General features: G+C 71.2%; 19 protein-coding genes. 3 read left to right on the plus strand and 16 right to left on the minus strand.

The genetic code is table 11. From position 1 onward, the window contains the following. The first annotated feature begins 9 nt into the window (after window positions 1-9). Together IEZ31_RS24190 and IEZ31_RS24195 are read left to right on the plus strand one after the other, a co-directional pair. Complete coding sequence (locus IEZ31_RS24190) at window positions 10-771, plus strand: ABC transporter permease (RefSeq protein WP_190252238.1); 762 nt, start codon at window positions 10-12, stop codon at window positions 769-771. A gap of 40 nt (window positions 772-811) precedes the next feature. After that, a complete protein-coding gene (locus tag IEZ31_RS24195; protein ID WP_190252239.1) occupies window positions 812-1,618 on the plus strand; it encodes a MerR family transcriptional regulator in 807 nt (268 codons plus the stop codon). Here the strand turns inward: IEZ31_RS24195 and IEZ31_RS24200 are convergent. The 13 genes from IEZ31_RS24200 to IEZ31_RS24260 all read right to left on the minus strand — a co-directional run bounded on the left by IEZ31_RS24200 (window position 1,593) and on the right by IEZ31_RS24260 (window position 15,771). Next, entirely contained in the window at window positions 1,593-2,483 is an 891-nt protein-coding gene (locus tag IEZ31_RS24200) for a methyltransferase domain-containing protein (RefSeq protein ID WP_190252240.1), read from the minus strand. The genes IEZ31_RS24195 and IEZ31_RS24200 overlap by 26 nt on opposite strands. Window positions 2,484-2,528: 45 nt before the next feature. Continuing rightward, window positions 2,529-3,299, minus strand: a complete 771-nt coding sequence (locus tag IEZ31_RS24205; protein WP_190252241.1) for a phosphatase PAP2 family protein — start codon at window positions 3,297-3,299, stop codon at window positions 2,529-2,531. 107 nt (window positions 3,300-3,406) lie between these two features. Beyond that, window positions 3,407-4,879: a ricin-type beta-trefoil lectin domain protein gene (locus IEZ31_RS24210; protein WP_190252242.1), complete on the minus strand. Its 1,473-nt coding sequence runs from the start codon at window positions 4,877-4,879 to the stop codon at window positions 3,407-3,409. Beyond that, window positions 4,876-5,484, minus strand: coding sequence for a pilus assembly FimT family protein (locus IEZ31_RS24215; RefSeq protein ID WP_190252243.1), 609 nt, complete (start codon window positions 5,482-5,484; stop codon window positions 4,876-4,878). Before IEZ31_RS24215 ends, IEZ31_RS24210 begins: the two co-directional genes overlap by 4 nt. After that, window positions 5,481-7,223: a putative Ig domain-containing protein gene (locus tag IEZ31_RS24220; RefSeq protein WP_190252244.1), complete on the minus strand. Its 1,743-nt coding sequence runs from the start codon at window positions 7,221-7,223 to the stop codon at window positions 5,481-5,483. The genes IEZ31_RS24215 and IEZ31_RS24220 overlap by 4 nt, the downstream gene beginning before the upstream one ends. Before the next feature lie 2 nt (window positions 7,224-7,225). Further along, window positions 7,226-7,774, minus strand: a complete 549-nt coding sequence (locus IEZ31_RS24225; RefSeq protein WP_190252245.1) for a type 4a pilus biogenesis protein PilO — start codon at window positions 7,772-7,774, stop codon at window positions 7,226-7,228. Beyond that, the gene (locus IEZ31_RS24230; RefSeq protein WP_190252246.1) at window positions 7,774-9,135 is read right to left on the minus strand and encodes a PilN domain-containing protein; all 1,362 of its coding nucleotides are present in this window, start codon (window positions 9,133-9,135) and stop codon (window positions 7,774-7,776) included. Before IEZ31_RS24230 ends, IEZ31_RS24225 begins: the two co-directional genes overlap by 1 nt. Beyond that, window positions 9,132-10,157, minus strand: a complete 1,026-nt coding sequence (pilM, locus tag IEZ31_RS24235; RefSeq protein WP_190252247.1) for a type IV pilus assembly protein PilM — start codon at window positions 10,155-10,157, stop codon at window positions 9,132-9,134. Before pilM ends, IEZ31_RS24230 begins: the two co-directional genes overlap by 4 nt. A 27-nt stretch (window positions 10,158-10,184) precedes the next feature. After that, entirely contained in the window at window positions 10,185-10,967 is a 783-nt protein-coding gene (locus IEZ31_RS24240) for a prepilin peptidase (RefSeq protein WP_190252248.1), read from the minus strand. A 76-nt stretch (window positions 10,968-11,043) separates the two neighbouring features. Further along, the gene (locus tag IEZ31_RS24245; RefSeq protein WP_229835797.1) at window positions 11,044-11,562 is read right to left on the minus strand and encodes a prepilin-type N-terminal cleavage/methylation domain-containing protein; all 519 of its coding nucleotides are present in this window, start codon (window positions 11,560-11,562) and stop codon (window positions 11,044-11,046) included. A 162-nt stretch (window positions 11,563-11,724) separates the two neighbouring features. Then, window positions 11,725-12,957 carry a type II secretion system F family protein gene (locus tag IEZ31_RS24250; protein ID WP_190252250.1) on the minus strand — a complete coding sequence of 411 codons (1,233 nt, stop codon included), beginning with the start codon at window positions 12,955-12,957 and terminating at the stop codon, window positions 11,725-11,727. A gap of 16 nt (window positions 12,958-12,973) precedes the next feature. After that, entirely contained in the window at window positions 12,974-14,062 is a 1,089-nt protein-coding gene (locus IEZ31_RS24255) for a type IV pilus twitching motility protein PilT (protein ID WP_229835798.1), read from the minus strand. A gap of 38 nt (window positions 14,063-14,100) precedes the next feature. Further along, on the minus strand, window positions 14,101-15,771 hold the full coding sequence (locus tag IEZ31_RS24260) for a GspE/PulE family protein (protein WP_190252251.1): 1,671 nt from the start codon (window positions 15,769-15,771) through the stop codon (window positions 14,101-14,103). A gap of 199 nt (window positions 15,772-15,970) precedes the next feature. On the opposite strand from IEZ31_RS24260, the gene IEZ31_RS24265 reads away from it, so the two are divergent. Next, the gene (locus IEZ31_RS24265) at window positions 15,971-17,155 is read left to right on the plus strand and encodes a M48 family metalloprotease (RefSeq protein WP_190252252.1); all 1,185 of its coding nucleotides are present in this window, start codon (window positions 15,971-15,973) and stop codon (window positions 17,153-17,155) included. Here IEZ31_RS24265 and IEZ31_RS24270 read toward each other — a convergent pair. From IEZ31_RS24270 to IEZ31_RS58225, 3 genes are all read right to left on the minus strand, one after another. Then, window positions 17,148-18,005 (minus strand): NAD-dependent epimerase/dehydratase family protein, encoded by an 858-nt coding sequence (locus tag IEZ31_RS24270; protein WP_190252253.1) that lies wholly within the window; start codon window positions 18,003-18,005, stop codon window positions 17,148-17,150. The two genes, IEZ31_RS24265 and IEZ31_RS24270, sit on opposite strands and share 8 nt — an antisense overlap. A 114-nt stretch (window positions 18,006-18,119) precedes the next feature. Further along, window positions 18,120-19,280 (minus strand): LCP family protein, encoded by a 1,161-nt coding sequence (locus IEZ31_RS24275; protein ID WP_190252254.1) that lies wholly within the window; start codon window positions 19,278-19,280, stop codon window positions 18,120-18,122. A 52-nt stretch (window positions 19,281-19,332) separates the two neighbouring features. Next, complete coding sequence (locus IEZ31_RS58225; RefSeq protein WP_268241687.1) at window positions 19,333-19,461, minus strand: hypothetical protein; 129 nt, start codon at window positions 19,459-19,461, stop codon at window positions 19,333-19,335. Window positions 19,462-19,472: the final 11 nt, after the last annotated feature.

The raw sequence follows: 19,472 nt of genomic DNA on the forward strand, positions 1-19,472 counted from the left end.
GGAACGACCATGACCACGCATTTCCTGGGCGACACCGCCGTCCTCACCGGACGGACCCTGCGCCACGTCACGCGCAGCCTGGACACCATCATCACGACCGCGATCACACCGATCGCCATGATGCTGCTGTTCGTCTACGTCTTCGGCGGCGCGATCGACACCGGGCCGGTCACGTACGTGACCTACCTGCTGCCCGGCATCCTGCTCATCACGATCGCGTCGGGCATCTCCTACACCGCCCTCCGGCTCTTCACGGACATGCAGGGCGGGATCTTCGAGCGGTTCCACTCCATGCCGATCGCCCGGTCGGGCGTGCTGTGGGCGCACGTGCTGACCTCGCTGGTCGCCAACGTGATCTCGCTCGTGCTCGTCGTCGGCGTCGCCCTCCTCGTCGGCTTCCGCTCGGGCGCCGGCGTGCTGGCCTGGCTCGCGGTCGCCGGCATCCTCGTCCTGTTCACCCTGGCGTTGACCTGGATCGCGGTCATCCCCGGCCTCATCGCGAAGAGCGTGGACGGCGCGAGCGCGTTCGCCTACCCGCTCGTCTTCCTGCCGTTCATCAGTTCGGCGTTCGTGCCCACCGCCACCATGCCCGGCCCGGTGCGCGCCTTCGCCGAGCACCAGCCGGTGACGTCCATCGTCGACACGATCCGCGCCCTGTTCACCGGGCAACCGGTCGGCACCGGCAGCTGGACCGCCCTCGCCTGGTGCGTCGGCATCCTCGTCGTCGCCTACGGCTTCGCCAACGCCTCCTACCGCCGCCGGATCTCCTGAGCCGGCGACGGCGCGGGCGGGTTGAGGGCAGGATCAGGGCATGCTGACGATCGGTCAACTGGCGGCGTATGCCGGCGTCACGGTGCGGGCCGTGCGGCACTACCACCAGGTCGGACTCCTGCCCGAGCCGGAGCGGGACGCTTCGGGTTACCGGCGGTACGGCGCGAAGGCAGTCGTGTCCCTCATCAAGATCCGCACCCTCGCCAACGCCGGCGTCCCGCTGTCGCAGATCGGCCGGATGCTCCAGGCCGACGCATCGGCCTTCGCCGAAGCGGTCCACAGGATCGACAGCCGGCTGCGCGACGAGGTCGACCGGCTGGAGGCCAGCCGCAAGCAGATCGCGCAGCTCGCGGCCGGGGACAGCCTGGCGCTCCCGCCGGAGGTGACCGCCTATCTCGACCGGCTCCGGGAGATCGGGGTGTCGGAGCGGGTCGTGGAGGCGGAGCGGGACGGGTGGATCCTGATCGCGGCGCGCTGGCCCGATCGCATCCGCGAGATGATGCCCTCGAAGTTCGCGCACCTCGCCGACCCGCGCGTGGTGCGGCTCTATCGGGTCCTGTCCGAGCTCGACGAGCTGCCCGAGAGCGACGCGGCCGACGACCCGCGGCTGGCGGAGGTCGCCGACATCATGGCCGGCCTGGCCGAGGAGGCGTACACCCCCGGCGGCGAGACCGACGCCGGCGACGACCTGCCGTTCGACCTTCTCGACGCGCTTGCCGTCGAGACCGACCCGCGGGCGCAGCGGATGCTGGACCTGATGCGCGAGCGTGGCTGGGCCCGCTGGACCCGGCTGGATCGGCTGGCGGGGCCGCCCGGCGCGGCTACCGGGCGTGGGCCGGAACGCTGACCTCCAGGGCGTCGGTCAGGGCCGGGATCTCGTCGCCCGGTGCGTAGTCGAACCGGATGCGGCCCTCGTCGCCGGTGAGCACCTCGACCGGCTCGCGCAGCGGCACGACCAGGTAGTTCATCGTCCAGTCGACGCTGCCGGGCGGCTCGTAGACGAGGGCCAGCAGGTTCTTGGTGATCACCCGGACGGCGTTGACCAAGGCCGGGCGCTCGGCCACGAACCGCAGGTCGGCGGCGCACCGGGCGGGCAGCGGGTCCTGGTAGAAGAACTGCTGGAACACCTGCGGCGGGGCGACCTCGACGGTGCGCGGCTGTACGTTCTCCGGCAGCTGGAAGACCGGCGCCGGGACGGTGTAGCCGAAGTAGGTGAAGTCCTGCTCGACCGGCTGCACCGCCTGCACGCACGCCTCGGGCAGGAACCGGGGGAGCGGGCCGCCGACGTGGCGCAGGTAGCGCCGCTTGAAGCTGTTGATCACCTCGACCTGCCGCTCCCGCAGCAGCCCGACGTGGAGCATCTCGCACAGCACCACGTCGACCGGCGCCTCGGGCAGGTAGTCGCGGGCGTCGGCGTGCACGATCCGGACCCGGTCGCCGGTCGCCGCCCGCAGCGCGGCCCGGGCGGTCGCGAAGACGCGCGGCTCCCGCTCGATCGCGGTGACCGTCGCGCCCTGGCGGGCGGCGAAGTACGACAGCACGCCGGTCCCGGCACCGAGGTCGAGGACCCGGGTGCCGGGACCGACGGCGTGGCCGATCGCCTCTTGGAACGCGCTCATCCGGGGCTCGTCGGAGAGCAGGAGCGCCTGGTACTGCAGCGGGATCACGTCCGCCGGAAAGCCCTGGTGCCCGATGTCCGGCGCCCCTTCCATGGGGAAAGGGTATGCGCAGCGTGCGCGGGATGTGCGCGGTTTGGCTCAGGTGAGCCGCAGGCCGTCCCAGCCGGCGTAGCCCTTCGGGCCGGCCGGCCGGTCGCGGGTCACGAGGTACACCCAGCAGGCCGTCGTCAGCGCCGCCCCCGCGATCGCGTCGACGATGTAGTGGTTGGCGGTGAGCACGACCGCGCAGACCATCAGCACCGGCAGCACCGCACCGGCCAGCCGCACCAGCGGGCGCCGGGCCGCGACCACGATGGCCAGGCCGATGAGCAGGTCCCAGCCGACGTGCAGGCTGGGCATCGCCGCATACTGGTTGGTGAACATCGCCGGTTGCAGCACCCGGTAGGCGTCGGAGGTCTCGGTGACCGTGTCGACCAGGCCCAGCTCCGCGAGGCGCGGCGGGGCGACCGGGAACAGCGTGAAGACGAACAGCCCGATCCCGCCGGAGAGCAGCATCGCGTTGCGGGTGCGGTAGTAGATGCGCGGGTTGGTGCGGGCCAGCCAGACGAGCGTGGCGATGATGACCGGCCAGTGCCCCCAGATGTAGACCCAGTTGAAGAACGTGGCGACGGCCGGGGTGCCGGCGAACGTGTCCTGCAGCCAGCTCTCGTGGAACAGCCCGATCCGGCGCTCCAGGGCGACGACGGAGCCGGCGTTGTCGAGCGCCTGGTCCGTCGCGGCCTCGGTGGCGCCGCGGACGAGGAAGTAGGCGGCCACGGCCGCGGTCACGATGCCGATCTGCCGGCCGAGCGCGACCCGGGGTGTGGCCGCGCGGGTGGCGGTGTCGGGCTCCTCCCAGGTGATGGTCATGGCCTTCAGCTTTGCCGTGACCTGGCTCGATGCCATCCAGGCGATGCACCGACTTTCACCCTGAACTCGGCGGCCCGGCCGGTTCAGGAGTACCCCTAGGGATCGGCTCAGTCCTCCCCGATGTCCTTCAGGGGCGACGGGTCCTCCGTGTTGGCGGGGGCGTTCCACTTCTGCAGCTTCGAGCCGTTGCAGGGGGCCACGGTCAGCTTGCTGACGGTCGTGCTGCCCTTGAAGATGTTGTTGTCCAGCAGCGGCCTGGCATCGAGGTCCGTCGGGGTCAGGCAGTAGCCCTTAGAGTCCAGGATGACGTAGCTGGCGCCATAGGTCTGCTCCTGGTAGTACACCGTCCATTCGGCGGACGCGGTCGTTGGGGCGGGGCAGGCCTGCATCGTCACGAACTTCTCGGGGTCGGCGGTCGTCAGGCAGACCGTCTTCTTCGTCTTCGAGCTGTCGTACGTGCTGATCTGCCCGCTAGCGTGCCCGGTCTTCCCGTCGGCCGTCGCCGGGATCGTGAAGCGTTGGTTCCAGCCGACGTTGGCCTGGTTCGGCGCCTGCTTGCACGGCCACACGATGAGGAAGTTCAGCGTGACGTCGAAGTTCGTCACGTCGACGCACCGGCCGAACTGCTTGAAGTTCACCAACTGGGCCGGCGGTCCGGCCGCCCCGGCGCCCACCGACGCCTCTGGGGCGAACGTGCGGGTGTTGTCCGAGCCGCCGCAGTTGACCAGCTCGACGAACGCGCCGCTGGTGCTGGCCTGCTTGGCGTGGAAGCACAGCGAGCCGAGCTTCAGCCCGCTGCTGTCGGTGCTCTGGAAGCTGGAGCCGTCGTTGAGGTTCCACTGCTGGTGGTACGGCACGGTCGGGGAGCCGCACGGGCGGAACTGGATGAGCGTGCCCGCGACCGGGCCGGCGCCGGAGTCGAGGCACATGGGCGTCTTCGACGAGACCAGTTGCAGGGTGAGGTACTTCGTGTAGGTGAACGTCTGCCGCGAGCTGCCCGTGCTGCACGGTTGGGTGGTGACGTTGGTGCCGACGGCGGGCGAGCTGGAGCCCGCGTCGAGGCAGTAGGCGCCCCCAAGGAACTTCACCAGCCCGCCCTCGACGTTCGCGTTGGTGAACCGGAACTTGTAGGTCGCCCTCAGCTTGCGCGCCAGCGGGTCGGGGACGTCCATGACCCGCTCGCCAGGCAGGACGTTGGTTCCCTTCGACTTGATCAGCGCGGACGTCGGGGCTTTGGATCGGCAGTCGGCGACCGGAGCGCCCTCGTTGAGCAACTCGACCGTTACCCAATATCGGCCTATCCCGTCGGCGACCGCGCCCTCGAAGTCGAGCGGAATGTCGCACAGCTTGTTCCGGTTGCCGTCGGTGCTGCGGATGATGCCGACAACTACGTCGATCCCGGCCTGCGCGGCGTGCAGGGCCTGGGCCCGCCGAACCGTCGAGGCGGTGTCCCGCACCTGCTGGATGACCACCGGCACCATGAGCGTGCTCAGCGAGGTGCCGACCAGGGTCAGCAGCATGGCCAGCGGCAGCGAACCGTCGTCGCGCCGGCGCAGCCGCCCGAGGATGTCCTGGATCACGGCGTCGACCTCGCTTCCTTGCAGACGTCGTCGGGATCGGTACCGCTCGTGGTGTTGAGCGCGGTGAAGGTGATGCTCGACGTCGCCGTGCGCTGGCCGCTGCCCGGCGCGGTCTTCACCACCAGCTTGATCTGCAGCCGCTGGAAGCCGGCCGCCTCGCCGGGCTCCAGCAGCTTGAACCAGCTGTCGTCGACGTTGATCTCGTTCGCCAGCACTGCCCAGCGGCCGGTAGGACCGTCGTCCTGCCACACCTGGCGGCGCAGGGTCCGGGTGGCCGCGTTGAGGTTCAACTGGGCGCACTCGTCGTCGCCGCTGCTTGTCTCGGTGCTGACGAACTCGACGTACCAGTCCTTGCCCGACGGCCGGGGGCTGCTGATCCCGCGGGCGTAGCGCAGCTCCCGGTCGAGCCGGATGAATGCGGTGTTCAGCTGGGACTGCGTGACCGCCACCGTCGTGTTCTCGTTGCTGGCCCGGTACAGCTGCACGATCGCGGTGGTGAAGATCGTCATGACCACCGACAGGATGCCGGTCGTGACGACCATCTCGGCGAGCGTGACGCCCCGGTCGTCCCCGGCCCGGCGCCGGATGCGCTGGATGAGGCTCATGTGATTGTCCACTGGAACGAGAACTCCGACTTGGTCTTCGCGGCGTCGGTCACCGTGAGCTTCACGGTGAAGGTTCCGGTCGCCGACGGCGTGCCTTTGAACGTGGCCTTCTCCGCGTTGAACGTGACCGAGACGCCGTTCGGCAGACCGGACGGCGTCCACGTGTACGTGCCGGTGCCGCCGGCCGCCGTCGCCGTCCACTCGGTCAGCTGCGTGCCCTTGGGATTGGCCCGCTCCGCGGGGCCCGTCGGCAGCGTGATCCGCAGGTCGGCCCCCGACGCCGCCACGTTGACCCACACGGCCTTCGAGTTGGTGACGCCGTTGCTGTCCCGCACGGTGATCGTCGCGAGGAACCGCGAGGTCGCCGTGGCCGTCCCGCTGATCGTGCCGTCGCTGGCGATGCTGAGGCCGGCCGGAAGGTTGCTCGCCGTGTACGTGTTGACGCCGGTGCCGCCGCCCGCTTCGATCCGGGCCGAGTACGCCGCGCCCTTCGTCGGGGTCAGCACCGCCGGGCCGACCACCTGAACCTTGGTGTTCCACACGAACGACGCCGTCGACGCCTGGTTGTAGGAGTCGACCACCCGCACATTCACGGTCGCCCCCGCGGCGGCGCCGCTCACCATGGAGGCCCCGCTCACCACGCCCGTGTTCGGGTCGAGTGACAGGCCCGCCGGGAGCCCGGTCGCCGACCAGGTGAACGGTGGCGCGCCCCCGGTCACCGGCAACGTATATGACACCGCTGCGCCAGCGTCCCAGGTCTGGTTCTTCGGCACCGCGGCCGGCAGCTCGTTCACCGTCCAGTTGAACGATGCGTCGTTGCTGCTGCTCTGGTCCTGCACGATTACCCGCACGACGTAGACGCCCTTCTGACTCGGGGTGCCGCGGATGACGCCGTCGCTGGTCAGTCCCAGGCCGGGCGGGAGGTTGTCGGCGGTCCAGCCGTAGGGTGGGGAGGACGACGACGCCGTGAGCCGGACCTCGCGGATCGGGATCCCGACGTCGCTGAACTGGTTGCCGGGGTTGTCGGGCAGCGGCGGGATCACCGTGACGCTGGGGTTGAACACCGGATCGCTCGTCGCCTGCGTCACCAGGGTCTGCGTCGAGTACGTGCAGACTGCGTTGGTGCAGGCTCGGGAATCCTGCCAGACGACCACAACGACGACTTTCCAGAACTTCAGCGGATCGTTCTGTCCCTTCACGCACGGGGTCTCGTGGGGCTTCTTTTCGTCCTCGCGGCGCAGCTTCGGCATCGGCATCGAGCAGGCACCGACGAACCAGTACCGCTGCAGCGCGACGTTGTTGGTGGGCGCCTCCGGTGTCTCCGGCACGGTGGCCAGCGTGTTGTTGTCGACGTTGTCCTCGTCCTCGGGGACCGTGGTGTCGATGGCGGCGGAGATGTCCATCGTCTCGATGACGCCTTGCAGCTCACGCTGCAGTGCCTTCGCTACGCGGTCGTTCTCGTCCGTCGGCTGCAGCAGCGCCTTCTGCTTCTCCACCTCGCGCCTGCTGCGGCCGGCGATGATGCTGCCCGGCGGCAGCGCGCGGACCATCTCGACGCCGTCGTGGGCGTAGCGCACCGCCATCTGCAGGCCGCGCTCCTTGTTCAGCGTGTTGTTCGCCGACACGAAGAACGTGGTCAGCGCCGTCATCACCACGCCCATGACGGCGATCGCGGTGAGCGTCTCGACCAGGCTGAACCCGGCGTCGCCGGGCGGTGCCTCGCGGCAGCGGCGGGGCACGGCTACTCCGGCACGGCGTAGAACGCCTGGAGGTTGATCGTCACGTTCGTCTTGTCGCCGGCCGCCGTGGCCACGTTGACGCTCGTGATGAGCACGGCGCGCGGCTGTACCTTCTGGAGCTGGTCGAGGAACGGGTTGATCTTGGCGGTCGGGCCCACGACGGTGAGCCCGACCGGCAGTGACTGGACCGTCCCCTTGCCGGTCGCCACGTCCACGGCGGTGCCCACGCTCACGCCGCTGACCGACACCCCGGTCAGCTCGCCGGCGGTCTGCAGCTCCCGCAGCAGCGCCGACACCGAGTCGCTCTCCGGCAGCGCCGCCCGGTTCGCCTCCAGCGTCGCCTTGAACTCGGCCAGCCGCTCGTCGTCCTTGCGCATCTGGTTGAGCCGCTGCCGCTGCACGACGACCTGCTGGCCGACCGAGTCGGCGCTGTCGCGCAGGCTCTCGCTCTCGTCGTACCGGTCGCTGATGACGAAGAACCAGCCGACGGCCAGGATCGCGGCCGACAGCGCGATCCCGCCGACCAGCCAGAGACGGTCGGCCCGCAGCATCACTTGCCTCCGGACGCGCTCGGGGTCGCCGACGGCGGGCTGAACCGCCCGCCCAGCGCGGCCTTGGTGATGTCCATGCGGATCGTGAACGTCACGCCCTCGTCGTCCTGGTTGGCGTCGGTGAGGAACGGGTCGGCGATGCCGCCGACGGCGCCGAGAGTGTCCACATAGGTGGCGATGACCGCCTTGCTCGGCGCGACGCCCGTGAGCGTGATGAGGCCGATCCGGTCGGGGCTCGCGCCCGCCCCGGCCGGCGCGTCGGCGTCCAGCGACCCGGTGACGCCGGTGAGCCGCACGCCCTTCGGCGCGGCCGACTGCAACGAGGTGAGCAGCGCCGACCACGAGAGGTCCTGGGCCATCACGGCGCGCAGCTGGGCGGAGATCTCGTCGGCGCGGCGGCGCACGTCGCGCTGCTCCTTGTAGTCGTTCTGCTGGCTGTTCACCTTGCGCAGCGCGAGCTGGGCGTCGGCGAGCCCGTCCTGGGCCTGCCGGACGTCGCCGGCCGCCATCACGTACCACCCGACGACCAGCGCCACGACCGCCGCGACCCCGATGACGACCAGGCGGCGCACGCGGCGCACGTGCCTGGTCGCGGAGATCTCGGTGGGGAGGAGGTCGGCGGCGATCGGCAGGATGCGGAACGTGCGCGCGGTCGCCTCGGGGAAGGCCGGGTGCGGCGCGCTCTGCCACGGCCCGCCCCGCCGCGGCCCGTCTGCGGGGGCCGGGGACGGGGTCCGGTCCGCGACCGGTTCGCCGGCCGGCGCTTCGGTGCCGGGTGCGTCGGCCGGCCGCGGCGCCCACGTTGCAGCGACCGGGACCGCGGGCCGGCCCGCGGTCGGCACGTCGGGGAGTGCCACGTGCGGTGCCTGGGCCGACGGTGGTGTGGCCCGTGCCGGCGCGGCCGGCGGTCGCGGGATCGGGGGTGGCGCGGACGGCAGTGATGCGGGCCGGGGTGGTGTGGCCGGTGGCGGCGCGGCCGGCAGGTCCAGGGTCGCGGCCGGCAGGTCCAGCGTCGGGGTCCGGTCGGCGACCGCGGTCGGCAGCGCGGACGGCGCCTCCGTGAACGGCTCCGGCGGTGCGGCGGGTGCCGTCGCTGCGGGCAGGACGAGCTCGCCGTGGATGAACCGGGGGAACTCCCGCTTGACCGGCGCGGCCGCCGCCGGCTCCTGGGGCTCGGGCGGCGGCCAGGCCGGCGGCGGCCCGGACGGGACCACGCGCACCGGGCGGGCGTCCGCCTCCGCCTCCGCCGGGGGCTCGTCGTCGAACGAGGGCAGCACGATGCCCGTCAGGCGCCCGTCCACCGGGGGCGGCGGCTCCGGGCCGTCGTGCGGGTCGCCGGGCGGATCGAGCGGGGAGGTCATGCGGTCGCTCCCAGGGTCAGGCCGACCGACACGGCGGCCGACGCCCGGACGTGTTCGAGGCTGCCGTGCCGCACGCGGCGCAGGCCGCGCAGGCGCATCACCGGGTCCACCGCGAGCACCTCGACGCCGAGCTGCTGGTGCAGCGCGTCGAGCAGGCCGGGCAGCAGGGAGCCGCCGCCGGACAGGGCCAGGCGGCTGACGCGGGCCTGGCGGCCGGCGGCGGTGAGGTACGCGAACGAGTTGCCGATCTCGTTGACGAGCGGCCGCACGGCGTCCTTGAGCGCGGCCACGCTGGCGGGGTCGGCGTCGGTACGCAGGCCGAGCCGGCACTTGAGCTCCTCCGCCTGGTCGAGGGGGATGTCCAGCCGGTCGGCGACGGTCTTGGTGATCTCGTTGCCGCCGCGGGGGATGGTGCGCACGATGAGCGGCTCCCCGTCGTGGTGCACGACGACGCTCGTCGCGTGGGCGCCGATGTCGATGATCGCCTCGACCTGCTCGTCGAGCCGGGACGCGGCCCGCAGCAGCGCGAACGACGCCAGGTCGACGCGCACGACGCTGAGCTTGGCGGCCTCGATGGCCCGGATCGCGGCCAGCACCGGCTCCTTCGGCGCGGCGATGAGCAGCCCGCGGACCGTCCCGGCCGAGCCGGGGTCCTCGAGCGGGTAGAAGTCGATGAGCGACCGCTCGGGCGGCAGCGGCAGCGCGTCGCGGACCTGGAACGGCAGGGCCTGGCGCATCTCCTTGGCCGGCAGGTTGGCGACCGTGCTCTCGCGGACCACGACCTGCTGGTGGGTGACGCCGAGCGCCACCTTGCGGGTGCGGAACCTGAACGTGCGCCACAGCTGCCTGAGCGCGACGGTGACGGCGCGCTCGTCCTGCACGGCGCCGTTCTGGACGACCCCCGGGGGCAGCAGCACGTGCCCGAAGTTGCTGATGATCGGCCCGTCCTTGCTGGACCTGGTCTCCGCGGCGCGGATGGACACCGTGCCGATGTCGAGACCGATCGGGTTGACGGCGGCCATCGTGCTCCTTCCGGGCGGGAAATGGTGTTACGCGGGCAGCAGCAGGGACGTGTACCAGCTGGTGATCGGGGCGGCGGCGAAGAGCGCGACGAGCGCGCCGGCGAGCATCGCGGGGCCGAAGGGCAGCGCCGTGCGGCGGCCGGCGCGGCCGGTGACCAGCAGCGCCAGCCCGGCGACGCCGCCGATGGCGAAGGCGACGAGGGTGCCGACGGCGACCGAGGACCAGCCGAGCCAGCCGAGGTAGAGGCCGAGGACGCCGGCCAGCTTGACGTCGCCGAAGCCCATGCCCCCGGGGTACACGAGGGACAACACGAGGTAGAACGTCCACAGCACGGCCATCGCGAGCAGCCCGCGCAGGCCCGCGCCCCAGTCCCGCTCGACGACGACGGCGGGCAGCAGCAGGAGCGGTGCCACGAGGTACGACGGGAGGACGATCGCGTTGGGCAGGCGCAGCGCGTCGAGGTCGATGAGGGCGAGGGCCACGGCGATGGCGGCCAGGTAAAGCCAGGCGGGCAGGCTCGCGGAGAGGCCGAAGCGGGCGGCGACGGCGACGAAGAGCGCGGCGGTGCCGAGCTCGACGAGGGGGTAGCGGGCGCTGATCGGGGCCGCGCAGTCGGCGCAGCGGCCGCGCAGCAGGAGCCAGCCGAGCACGGGCACGTTGTGCCAGGGGCGGATCGGGGAGGTGCACTGTGGACAGTGCGACGGCGGGCGCAGCAGCGACTCGCCGCGGGGGACGCGGTGGATGACGACGTTGAGGAACGACCCGACGGCGAGCCCGAGCACGCCGACGACGACGAGTGCGAACGTCATGTCGTTGCTCTCCCTGGCAACTCAGGCGGGTGCGGCGGCCCGCAGTCGCGAGCCGCCACGTCCGCCGTGCGAAGCGTCACTTGCCGTCGGTGACGCACTTCGTGATGTCCTTGCCATCGGCGGCCTTCTTGACCGAGCCGCCCTGGGCACTGTTGTAGACGTAGACCTGGCCACCGTCGGCGTTGACGCCGCAGATCCAGTACGAGTCCTTGGTGTCGCCCTTCATCTTGTACTGCAGCTGGTTGCCCGGGGACAGAGTGGCCTTCTGGATGGAGCCGCCGGAGGCCGCCGAGGTCGAGGCGCTGCCGCCGCCGGTGGCGGTCGTGCCGAAGTCGAGGCTGGTGATCGGGGTGGTGCCGTCGGAGTAGGTCGCCCCGCCGTCCTTCGGGTAGGTGTTGCTGTTCTCGGTGTAGAACTGCTCGACGGCGCTGACCGCGGCGCGCACGTCGGACTCGGCCGACTTGTTGGCGGCGCCCTTGCGGTAGTTGAGGTACATCGGCACCGCGATCGCGACCAGCACGCCGATGATCACGACGACGACGAGCAGCTCGACGAGCGTGAAGCCGCTGTCTCCGGCGGCACGCTTCTTCGGCATCCTGCGCAGCGTTTCCTGCATGGGTGAGCCTCCTGCTCCTGCCTGGGGTGGTGTGGCGGCGAGGCTCCGCTGCCTGGCGCCAGACTGTGGGGGTGGGTGTTCGGTGCTGTACATCAGTAACGGCGGTGTTCGGTGCGGCCCCGGTGGGCGGCCCGGTGCGGTTCAGTTGCTCTGGATGTTCTGGTAGATCGAGAACATCGGCAGGTAGAGGCAGACGATCATCCCGCCGACCACGCCGCCCATGACGAGCACCATGATCGGTTCGATGGACGCCGTGAGCGCCTCGGCCGCGCTGTCGACCTCCCGGTCGTAGAAATCGGCAACCTTTTCGAGCATCTGACTGATTTGGCCGCTTTCTTCGCCGACCTCGATCATCTGCACGACCATCGACGGGAAGATCTTGTGCTGGCTCAGCTGCGAGGACATGGGCCGTCCCTCGCGCACGGCCTGCTGCAGGTCGGTCATGGCCGCCGTGATGACGCTGTTGCCGGTGGTGGCGCCGACGACGTCGAGCGCCTGCAGTACCGGAACGCCGACCCCCAGCAGCGTGCCCAGGTTGCGGGAGAACCGGCTCAGCGCGATCTTCGTGAACAGCGGGCCGAACACGGGCAGCTTCAGCTTCACCTTGTCGAGCCACAGGCGGGCCGCCGGATTGCTCGCCTTGAGCTGCCGGACGGCGATCGAGCCGACGACGACCAGCCCGACGATGAGCGGCCCCAGCCAGAAGAGCGTGTGGCTGGCGTTGACGATGATCCGGGTCGGCAGCGGCAGCTCGCCACCGAGCTGCTGGAACATCTTCTCGAAGATCGGCACGATGAAGATGAGCACCGCGCTGATCATCACGACCGTGAAGACGAGCACGATGACCGGATACGTGAGCGCGCTCTTGATCTTCCCGCGGAGGGTCGCGTCCTTCTCGAAGTTCGTGGCGATGCGGTCCAGCGCGCTGTCGAGGAAACCGCCGGTCTCGCCGGCCCGGATCATCGCCACCATGAGGGCCGGGAACACCTTGGGGTGCTTGCCGAGCGCGCCCGACAGCGACATGCCGCCCTCGATGTCCGCCCGGACCTCGGCGAGCGCCTTCTTGAGCGACGGCTTCGGCGCCTGCTCCTCCAGCACGGCGAGGGACCGCAGCAGCGACATGCCCGACTGGGTCATCGTCGCGAACTGCCGGGCGAAGACGGCGAGGTCCCTGAGCGTGGTGCGGTCGCCGAGCCCCGGGATGTGCAGTTCCCGCCGCATGAGCGTGCCGGCGTCGGTGATCGCGAGCGGGGTCAGGCCCTGCTGGCGCAGCAGCTGCGCGGCGGCCAGCTCGTTGGCCGCCTCGATCTGGCCCTTGACGCGCTTCCCGTCGTGGTCGAGCGTCTGGTAGTCGAAGGTCTTCGTGGCAGGCATGTCGTCACATCACAGGTCAGGTACGGCCGGCGAGGCGGCGGAACTCCTCGGCGGAGTGGCACAGCTCGAGCGCGGCCTCGTAGGAGATGAGCTGCTGGCGCACGCGCTCGGCCAGGTGCTGGTCGAACGAGAGCATCCCGTCGTTGCCGCTGGACTGCATGAACGACGGGATCTGGTGGTTCTTGCCCTCCCGGATGAGGTTCCGGATGGCCGGCGTGGCGAACATGATCTCGGAGACGATCGTGCGGCCCTGGCCGTCGGCACGGGGCGCCAGCGCCTGGGTCACCACGCCCTGCAGCGCGTTCGACAGCTGCGCGCGGATCTGCTGCTGCTGGTGCGGCGGGAAGATGTCGATGACCCGGTCGACGGTCTGCGCCGCGCTCTGCGTGTGCAGCGTGGCCAGGACCAGGTGCCCCGTCTCGGCGGCGGTCAGCGCGGTCGACGTCGTCTCCAGGTCGCGCAGCTCGCCGACCAGGATGATGTCCGGGTCCTGGCGCAGCGCGTGCTTGAGGGCCATGGCGAACGACGTCGTGTCGGCGCCGACCTCGCGCTGGTTCACGAGGCACCGCTTGTGCTCGTGGAGGAACTCGATCGGGTCCTCGATGGTGACGATGTGGGACGAGCGGGTCCGGTTCGCCAGGTCGAGGATCGCCGCCAGGGTCGTGGTCTTGCCGGAGCCGGTCGGCCCGGTGACCAGCACCAGGCCCCGGTGCAGGTGGGCGAAGCGGGCCACCTGGTCGGGCACGCCGAGCTGTTCGAGCGGCTTGATGTTGTGCGGGATGGCCCGGAAGGCGGCGCCGTACGAGCCCCGCTGCGAGTAGAGGTTGACCCGGAAGCGCGACACGCCCTCGATCGCGTAGGCGAAGTCGAGCTCCTGGACCTGCTCGAACTGCTTCCAATGGCCCTCGTTGAGCACCGCCGCCCGCACCAGCATCCCGGTGTCCTCGGGCGTGAGGTCGTCGTAGCCGGGCAGGTACCGCAGCCCGCCGTTGATCCGGACCGTGGGCGGCGCGCCGACGGTGATGTGCAGGTCGGAGCCGCCGGCCCGGACGAGGGACACCAGCATGGCGTCGAGCGACGCGCGCTCGTCGGAGGTGACCGTCACATCGGTGCCATCGGCACGACCGGCGGCGATGTGAGGGTTTACACGGCGACGCGCACGACCTCCGCGATCGAGGTCTGCCCCTCCGCGGCCTTGGCGAGGCCGTCGATGCGCAGGTCGCGCAGGCCCTCGCGGTAGGCGACCGCCTGGATCTCGTGCGCGGACGCCCGGTTGACCGCGAGCTTCTCGATCTCGGGCGACACCGGCATGACCTCGTGCAGCGCGATCCGGCCGCGGTACCCGGTGTTCGCGCACGACCGGCAGCCGACCGGCCGCCACAGCGTCGCCGGCACGCCGAAGTCCTCGAACGGCCAGCGGGCGCCGACGAGCTCGGCCTCCGTCGGCGCGTACTCGGTGCGGCACCAGTCGCACAGCCGCCGCGCGAGCCGCTGGGCGAGCACGCAGTCGACCGACGAGCCGACCAGGAACGGCTCGATGCCCATCTCGACCAGCCGCGTGACGGCGCTCGGGGCGTCGTTGGTGTGCAGCGTCGAGAGCACCAGGTGGCCGGTGAGCGCGGCCTCGACGGCGAGCTGCGCGGTGGTCCGGTCGCGGATCTCGCCGATGAGCACCACGTCGGGGTCGGAGCGCAGGATGGCCGGCAGCACGGCCGCGAACGTCAGGCCGGCCTTGTGGTCGACCTGCACCTGGTTGACGCCCGGCAGGCGGTACTCCACCGGGTCCTCGACGGTGATGATGTTGACGGTGGGCTTGCTGATCTCGGCGAGCGTCGCGTACAGCGTGGTCGACTTGCCCGAGCCCGTCGGCCCGGTGACCAGCAGCATCCCGTGCGGCTTGCTGAAGCTCGTCGCGAAGCGGTCGTAGTTGCCCTGGCTGAAGCCGAGCTTGCCCAGCTTGAGGTCCATGCCGCTGGTGTCGAGCACGCGCAGCACGATCTTCTCGCCCCAGACCGTCGGCAGCGTGGCGGTGCGCAGGTCGACCACCCGCTGGTTGATCTCGACGGTGATGCGGCCGTTCTGCGGCACCCGCCGCTCCGTGATGTCGACGTTCGACATGATCTTCAGCCGGGAGATGAGCGCCGACTGGACGTGCTTCGGCACCGTGTCGACCTCGTGCAGGACGCCGTCGATGCGGTACCGCACGCGCATGCTGTGCTCGCCCGGCTCCAGGTGCAGGTCCGAGGCGCGGTTCACGATCGCCTGCTCGAGCAGCGAGTTCACGTAGCGGACGATCGGCGCGTCCTCGTTGACCGCGGACAGGCTCGACACGGCGGGCGCCGCCTCGGCGCGCAGGCTCTCGGCGACCTCGCCGAGGTCGTTCTCCTCGCGCTTGAGCCGGTCGATGATCTTGCGCAGCTCCGACCGGGCGACCACCACCGGGCGCACGGTGAGGCCGGTCGCCGCCCGCACGTCGTCGAGCGCGAGCACGTCGCCGGGGTCGGTGATCCCGACGGTGATCTCGGTGTCGTTGAGCGCGATGCCGAGCACGCGGTGCTTGAGGACCAGCGCCATCGGGATCTTGGTGACCGCCGCGGGGTCGATCGGGTAGCCGACCAGGTCGAGCGTCGCGATGCCGAACGCGTCGGCCGACGCCTCGGTGAGCTGCTCCTCGGTGACGACGTGGTCGTTGATCAGGACGGCCCGGATCGACCGGCCGGTCCGCTCGGCCTCTTCCGCGGCCCGGTCCACGGCCTCCGGGTCGGCGCCGCGTTGCTTCAGTGCGTCCAGCAGTGGCCTGAACGTCTGGTACATCTCACCCCCGTGTCCCCGCCTGCACAGATCGGCGGCTGTCCGGGTGACTTTCGGGTTTCACCCCGGGCACGTGGACCGTGTTCGTTGACCTTGCGCCGTGTCGTCGTGAGGATCCTTCGCTGTGTCGGTTGCCGTAGTGGACGAACCCAGAAACGGATTGCCCGGCAATATCAGCGTCTGGCGGGCGCGGTGGCTCTTGATGCGGTACGGGAAGCCACCGGGGCCCCCGCCGCCCGGCGTCGAGGCGACCACCCAGGTCGAGCTGCTGACGCTGATCACCGAGGTCGCGGCGCGGGTCGGCGTGGCGCCGCCGGACGTGGTGCTGCTCAGCGGGCACGGCGTCGTGCGGGGCTGGGCCAGCCGGCGCCGGCGCATCCTGCTGGTCGGGGTTCCCGTGCTGTACTGCCTCGCCGTCGACGAGGTACGCGCGCTCGTCGCCCACGAGCTCGCCGTCATCGACCACCGCCGCGCGCACCTCGTGGTGCGGCTGCGCGAACTGCACGACGACGCCGTCGAGCCGGGCCTGGCGCGGGGGCGCTCGCTGACCGTGCTGCGCGCGACCCAGCACTTCGCCGACGCCCTGGAGCGCCGGGCCGACCAGGCCGCGAGCAGCGCCTCCGGGCTGCACACCGCCGCGCGGGCGGTGGTGAAGGCCGACATCGCCGAGTTCGAGTTCGCGGACCTGGCCTTCGACGTCGAGGAGCAGGTCTGGCAGCGCACCGGCGCCGCCGTCCAGGACCTGCACGCCGGCTGGCAGGCCGCGGCCCGGGCCGGCGCGGTCGTCTCCGAGCTCGACGAGGACACCCGCGCGACCCTGATGGGCCGCCACCCCGGCCTGGCCGGGGCGATCGGCTCGCTCACCGACCCGCACGTCTCGCTGCGCGCGTGCGACGTGGTACCGCTGGCGCCCCTCGCCCCGTCCACCGAGCGTGCCCTGGCCGGGCACGTGCTCAGGCGGCAGGGCTCCGAGTGGGTGACGTTCGCGTCGCTCCCCGAGGCCGAGTGGCCCGGCTGGCTGACCCGTCAGGCCCGCTCGGTGACCGAGCAGGTGGCGACGCTGCTGCGCCGGCCGCCCATCGGCCCGGCCGAGGTCGTCGAGGTGCTGCTCACCCGGCTCGACGAGCTGGTGGCCGCGAACTGGCCGGCCGCCCAGCCCGAGCCGCCGGCCGAGCCGGCCGAGCTGGACGGCACCCCGTCGGTGGTGGTGGTCGCGGAGGCGGCGCTCACCGAGCGCGGCTGGCGGCGCGTCCACCCGGCCGCCGCGGGGGTGCTGGTCGGCCCGGACGGCGAGCAGCACAACCTGACGCTGCTCGCGCGCGCGGCGCACGACTCGCCGGCCGCGCTGGCGGTCCTGCTGGAGCTGCTGTCCCGGCCGGTTACCTGACGTGGTCGCGCCACGAGTACTGCGGCTCGTAGCCCAGGACGTCGCGGGCGCGGTCGATCGACAGCAGGGTCTCGAACTCGCCGATCTCCCTGTTCAGCGGTACCGCTGGGAAAACCTCGGCGAGCAGGTCCTTCGACGGCCGGTTCATGATGGTGTCGGCGGCGGCGACGATGAACTCGTTCGCCCCGCGCAGCGCCGATCCCTCGGCGGCCTGCACCGCGAGCCGGCAGGCGGCGGCGACGTCGCGGGCGTCGACGTATCCCCAGAGGTTCCACTTGCGCGCGTGCGCGTCCGCCCAGTAGCCCGGGACGTTGGCGTAGTCCTCCGGCGTGTGCACGTTGGACAGCCGCAGCGCGACGAACGGGATGCCGCTCCACCCCGCGATCTCCCGGGCGAGCGTCTCCCCGAGCACCTTGGACAGCGCATACGTGGTCGTCGGGAAGGGGAAGTGTCCCTCGTCGACGGGCGCATACCTCGGCGGCGTGTCGAACGGCAGCCCGAGCGTGGTCTCGCTCGACGCCCACACCACGCCGCGCAGCCCGTGCGCCTGCGCGGCGAGGAACACGTTGGCGTTCATCGCGCAGTTACGGTTGAGCGTCACGGCGGGCGGGTACATCCCCGGCGCCGGGATGTTGGCGAGGTGCACGACGCTGTCGGCGCCCTGGAGCACCTCGACCGCCTGCCCGTAGTCGGTGAGGTCGGCGATCAGCAGCGGCGTGCCGAGGTCGCTGAGGTGCCCTGGCCGGCCGACCGCATCGGTGGCGACGACGTGGTGGCCGTGCGCGAGCAGATCGGCGACGACGACCCGCCCGGTCTTCCCGCTCGCTCCGGTGACGACGATGCGCGACATGGCCCGATCTTCGCACGCCCGCCCCGGACGCTCCCCGCCCGTCGGCCGGGTCCGCCGTGCGCACGGGCCAGGACAGCCTCCCTCCGACCGGCGACCCGGTCGACGCCGGTGGGCCTAGCTGTTGCTCACCAGGCCGACGTTCGACGTCATGAAGGACTCGACCTCGTTCGTGCGGACGGCCTCCAGCAGCGCGAGCGTCGTGGCGTCGAGCGACTCCGCGCCCGGCTGCTCCGGCGAGGCGTGGAAGGTGCCGTTGTTCGTCTTCACCGTCAGCAGGTTGTCGCCGCTGACGCCCTTCATCGAGAAGATCCAGTCATCGAGGCCGATGCCGCCCGTGTCGATCGTCATCGACTCCCCGACGACGTCGAGGATCTTCTTGAGCTTGGCCGGGTCGGTGAGCACCTCGCGGCTGGCGATCTTGCGGAACAGGGCCTTGATGAACTGCTGCTGGTGCCGCTGCCGGTCGTAGTCGCTGCGGGGCAGCGTGTCGCGCTGGCGGACGTAGTCGAGCGCCTGCCAGGGGGCCAGGTGCTGGTAGCCGACGTGGTAGGTCTGTGGCGTCACGCCCGGCACGGGGATCAGGTCGGTGCCGCCGGCCTCGTTGAACCGCTGGATGTAGGGCACCTTCGTGTTGCCCTTGGCGTCGTGGCCGATGTGGACCGACCGCGTCTCCTGGTCGACGTACATGTCGACGCCGCCCAGGACGGTCACCACGCGCGTGAAGCCGGCGAAGTCGACGATCGCGGCCGCGTCGAAGGTGATGCCCCAGTTCTCCTCGATCGTGTCGGCCAGCAGCGTCATCCCGTACCGCCGCTGGTCCTTCCCCGTCGTGCGCAGCCCGCCCTCGGCGAAGGCCGCGTTGATCTTGTCGTGACCGCCGTGGTAGCGGGCCTTGCCGTTGTTGAACGGCGGGATCTCGACCCAGGTGTCCCGCGGGATCGAGATCAGGTACGCCGAGTCGTGGCTCGCGGGGATGTGCACGATGATGATCGAGTCGGAGCGGATCGCCTCCGACGGGTCCTGGTCGGGCCGGGGATCGATGCCGACCAGGAGGATGTTCTTCGCGCCGCTGATGCTGACGTGCCGGCCCTGCTGCTCCGCGGCCGGGACGATGAGCTCCTCCTGCCGCACGCTGCTCGTGGCGTAGCCGACGACGACGTCCTTGGCGACGAACGCGCTGCCCGCCAGCATCATCATGAGTGCGCCCGTCACGACCAGCGTGCGGGCCCATTTCGGGTCGCGGCGCGACCTGCGCAGCTTTCCGAGTTGCGACACGTCTCAGGCTCCCTGTCCGGGGCGGCGTCGCGCCCCGGGGGAGCCCGGAACATCACCCGCCGACGACGATCACGCCGATCACGCTGATCAGGACGATCACCGCCAGGAGCACGAGCATGCCCTGCTCGCTGTCGAGGTTGGTGAGCTTGCGAGTGGTCGTGGGGGTCGTGGGGGTGGACATCGTAGCCTCCG

Origin of the sequence: Dactylosporangium sucinum, assembly GCF_014647515.1 — a bacterium.
In the GTDB taxonomy this organism is placed as follows: Bacteria; Actinomycetota; Actinomycetes; order Mycobacteriales; family Micromonosporaceae; genus Dactylosporangium; species Dactylosporangium sucinum.

What these genes read in the sequence shown, in the direction of transcription:
- pilM (WP_190252247.1), bottom strand. Translation starts at nt 10,157, where the DNA reads ATGGCCGCCGTCAACCCGATCGGTCTCGACATCGGCACGGTGTCCATC.
- IEZ31_RS58225 (WP_268241687.1), bottom strand. Translation starts at nt 19,461, where the DNA reads ATGTCCACCCCCACGACCCCCACGACCACTCGCAAGCTCACCAACCTC.
- IEZ31_RS24225 (WP_190252245.1), bottom strand. Translation starts at nt 7,774, where the DNA reads ATGCTGCGGGCCGACCGTCTCTGGCTGGTCGGCGGGATCGCGCTGTCG.
- IEZ31_RS24215 (WP_190252243.1), bottom strand. Translation starts at nt 5,484, where the DNA reads ATGAGCCTCATCCAGCGCATCCGGCGCCGGGCCGGGGACGACCGGGGC.
- IEZ31_RS24260 (WP_190252251.1), bottom strand. Translation starts at nt 15,771, where the DNA reads ATGTACCAGACGTTCAGGCCACTGCTGGACGCACTGAAGCAACGCGGC.
- IEZ31_RS24200 (WP_190252240.1), bottom strand. Translation starts at nt 2,483, where the DNA reads ATGGAAGGGGCGCCGGACATCGGGCACCAGGGCTTTCCGGCGGACGTG.
- IEZ31_RS24265 (WP_190252252.1), top strand. Translation starts at nt 15,971, where the DNA reads ATGCGGTACGGGAAGCCACCGGGGCCCCCGCCGCCCGGCGTCGAGGCG.
- IEZ31_RS24270 (WP_190252253.1), bottom strand. Translation starts at nt 18,005, where the DNA reads ATGTCGCGCATCGTCGTCACCGGAGCGAGCGGGAAGACCGGGCGGGTC.
- IEZ31_RS24250 (WP_190252250.1), bottom strand. Translation starts at nt 12,957, where the DNA reads ATGCCTGCCACGAAGACCTTCGACTACCAGACGCTCGACCACGACGGG.
- IEZ31_RS24230 (WP_190252246.1), bottom strand. Translation starts at nt 9,135, where the DNA reads ATGACCTCCCCGCTCGATCCGCCCGGCGACCCGCACGACGGCCCGGAG.
- IEZ31_RS24195 (WP_190252239.1), top strand. Translation starts at nt 812, where the DNA reads ATGCTGACGATCGGTCAACTGGCGGCGTATGCCGGCGTCACGGTGCGG.
- IEZ31_RS24190 (WP_190252238.1), top strand. Translation starts at nt 10, where the DNA reads ATGACCACGCATTTCCTGGGCGACACCGCCGTCCTCACCGGACGGACC.
- IEZ31_RS24205 (WP_190252241.1), bottom strand. Translation starts at nt 3,299, where the DNA reads ATGACCATCACCTGGGAGGAGCCCGACACCGCCACCCGCGCGGCCACA.
- IEZ31_RS24245 (WP_229835797.1), bottom strand. Translation starts at nt 11,562, where the DNA reads ATGCCGAAGAAGCGTGCCGCCGGAGACAGCGGCTTCACGCTCGTCGAG.
- IEZ31_RS24240 (WP_190252248.1), bottom strand. Translation starts at nt 10,967, where the DNA reads ATGACGTTCGCACTCGTCGTCGTCGGCGTGCTCGGGCTCGCCGTCGGG.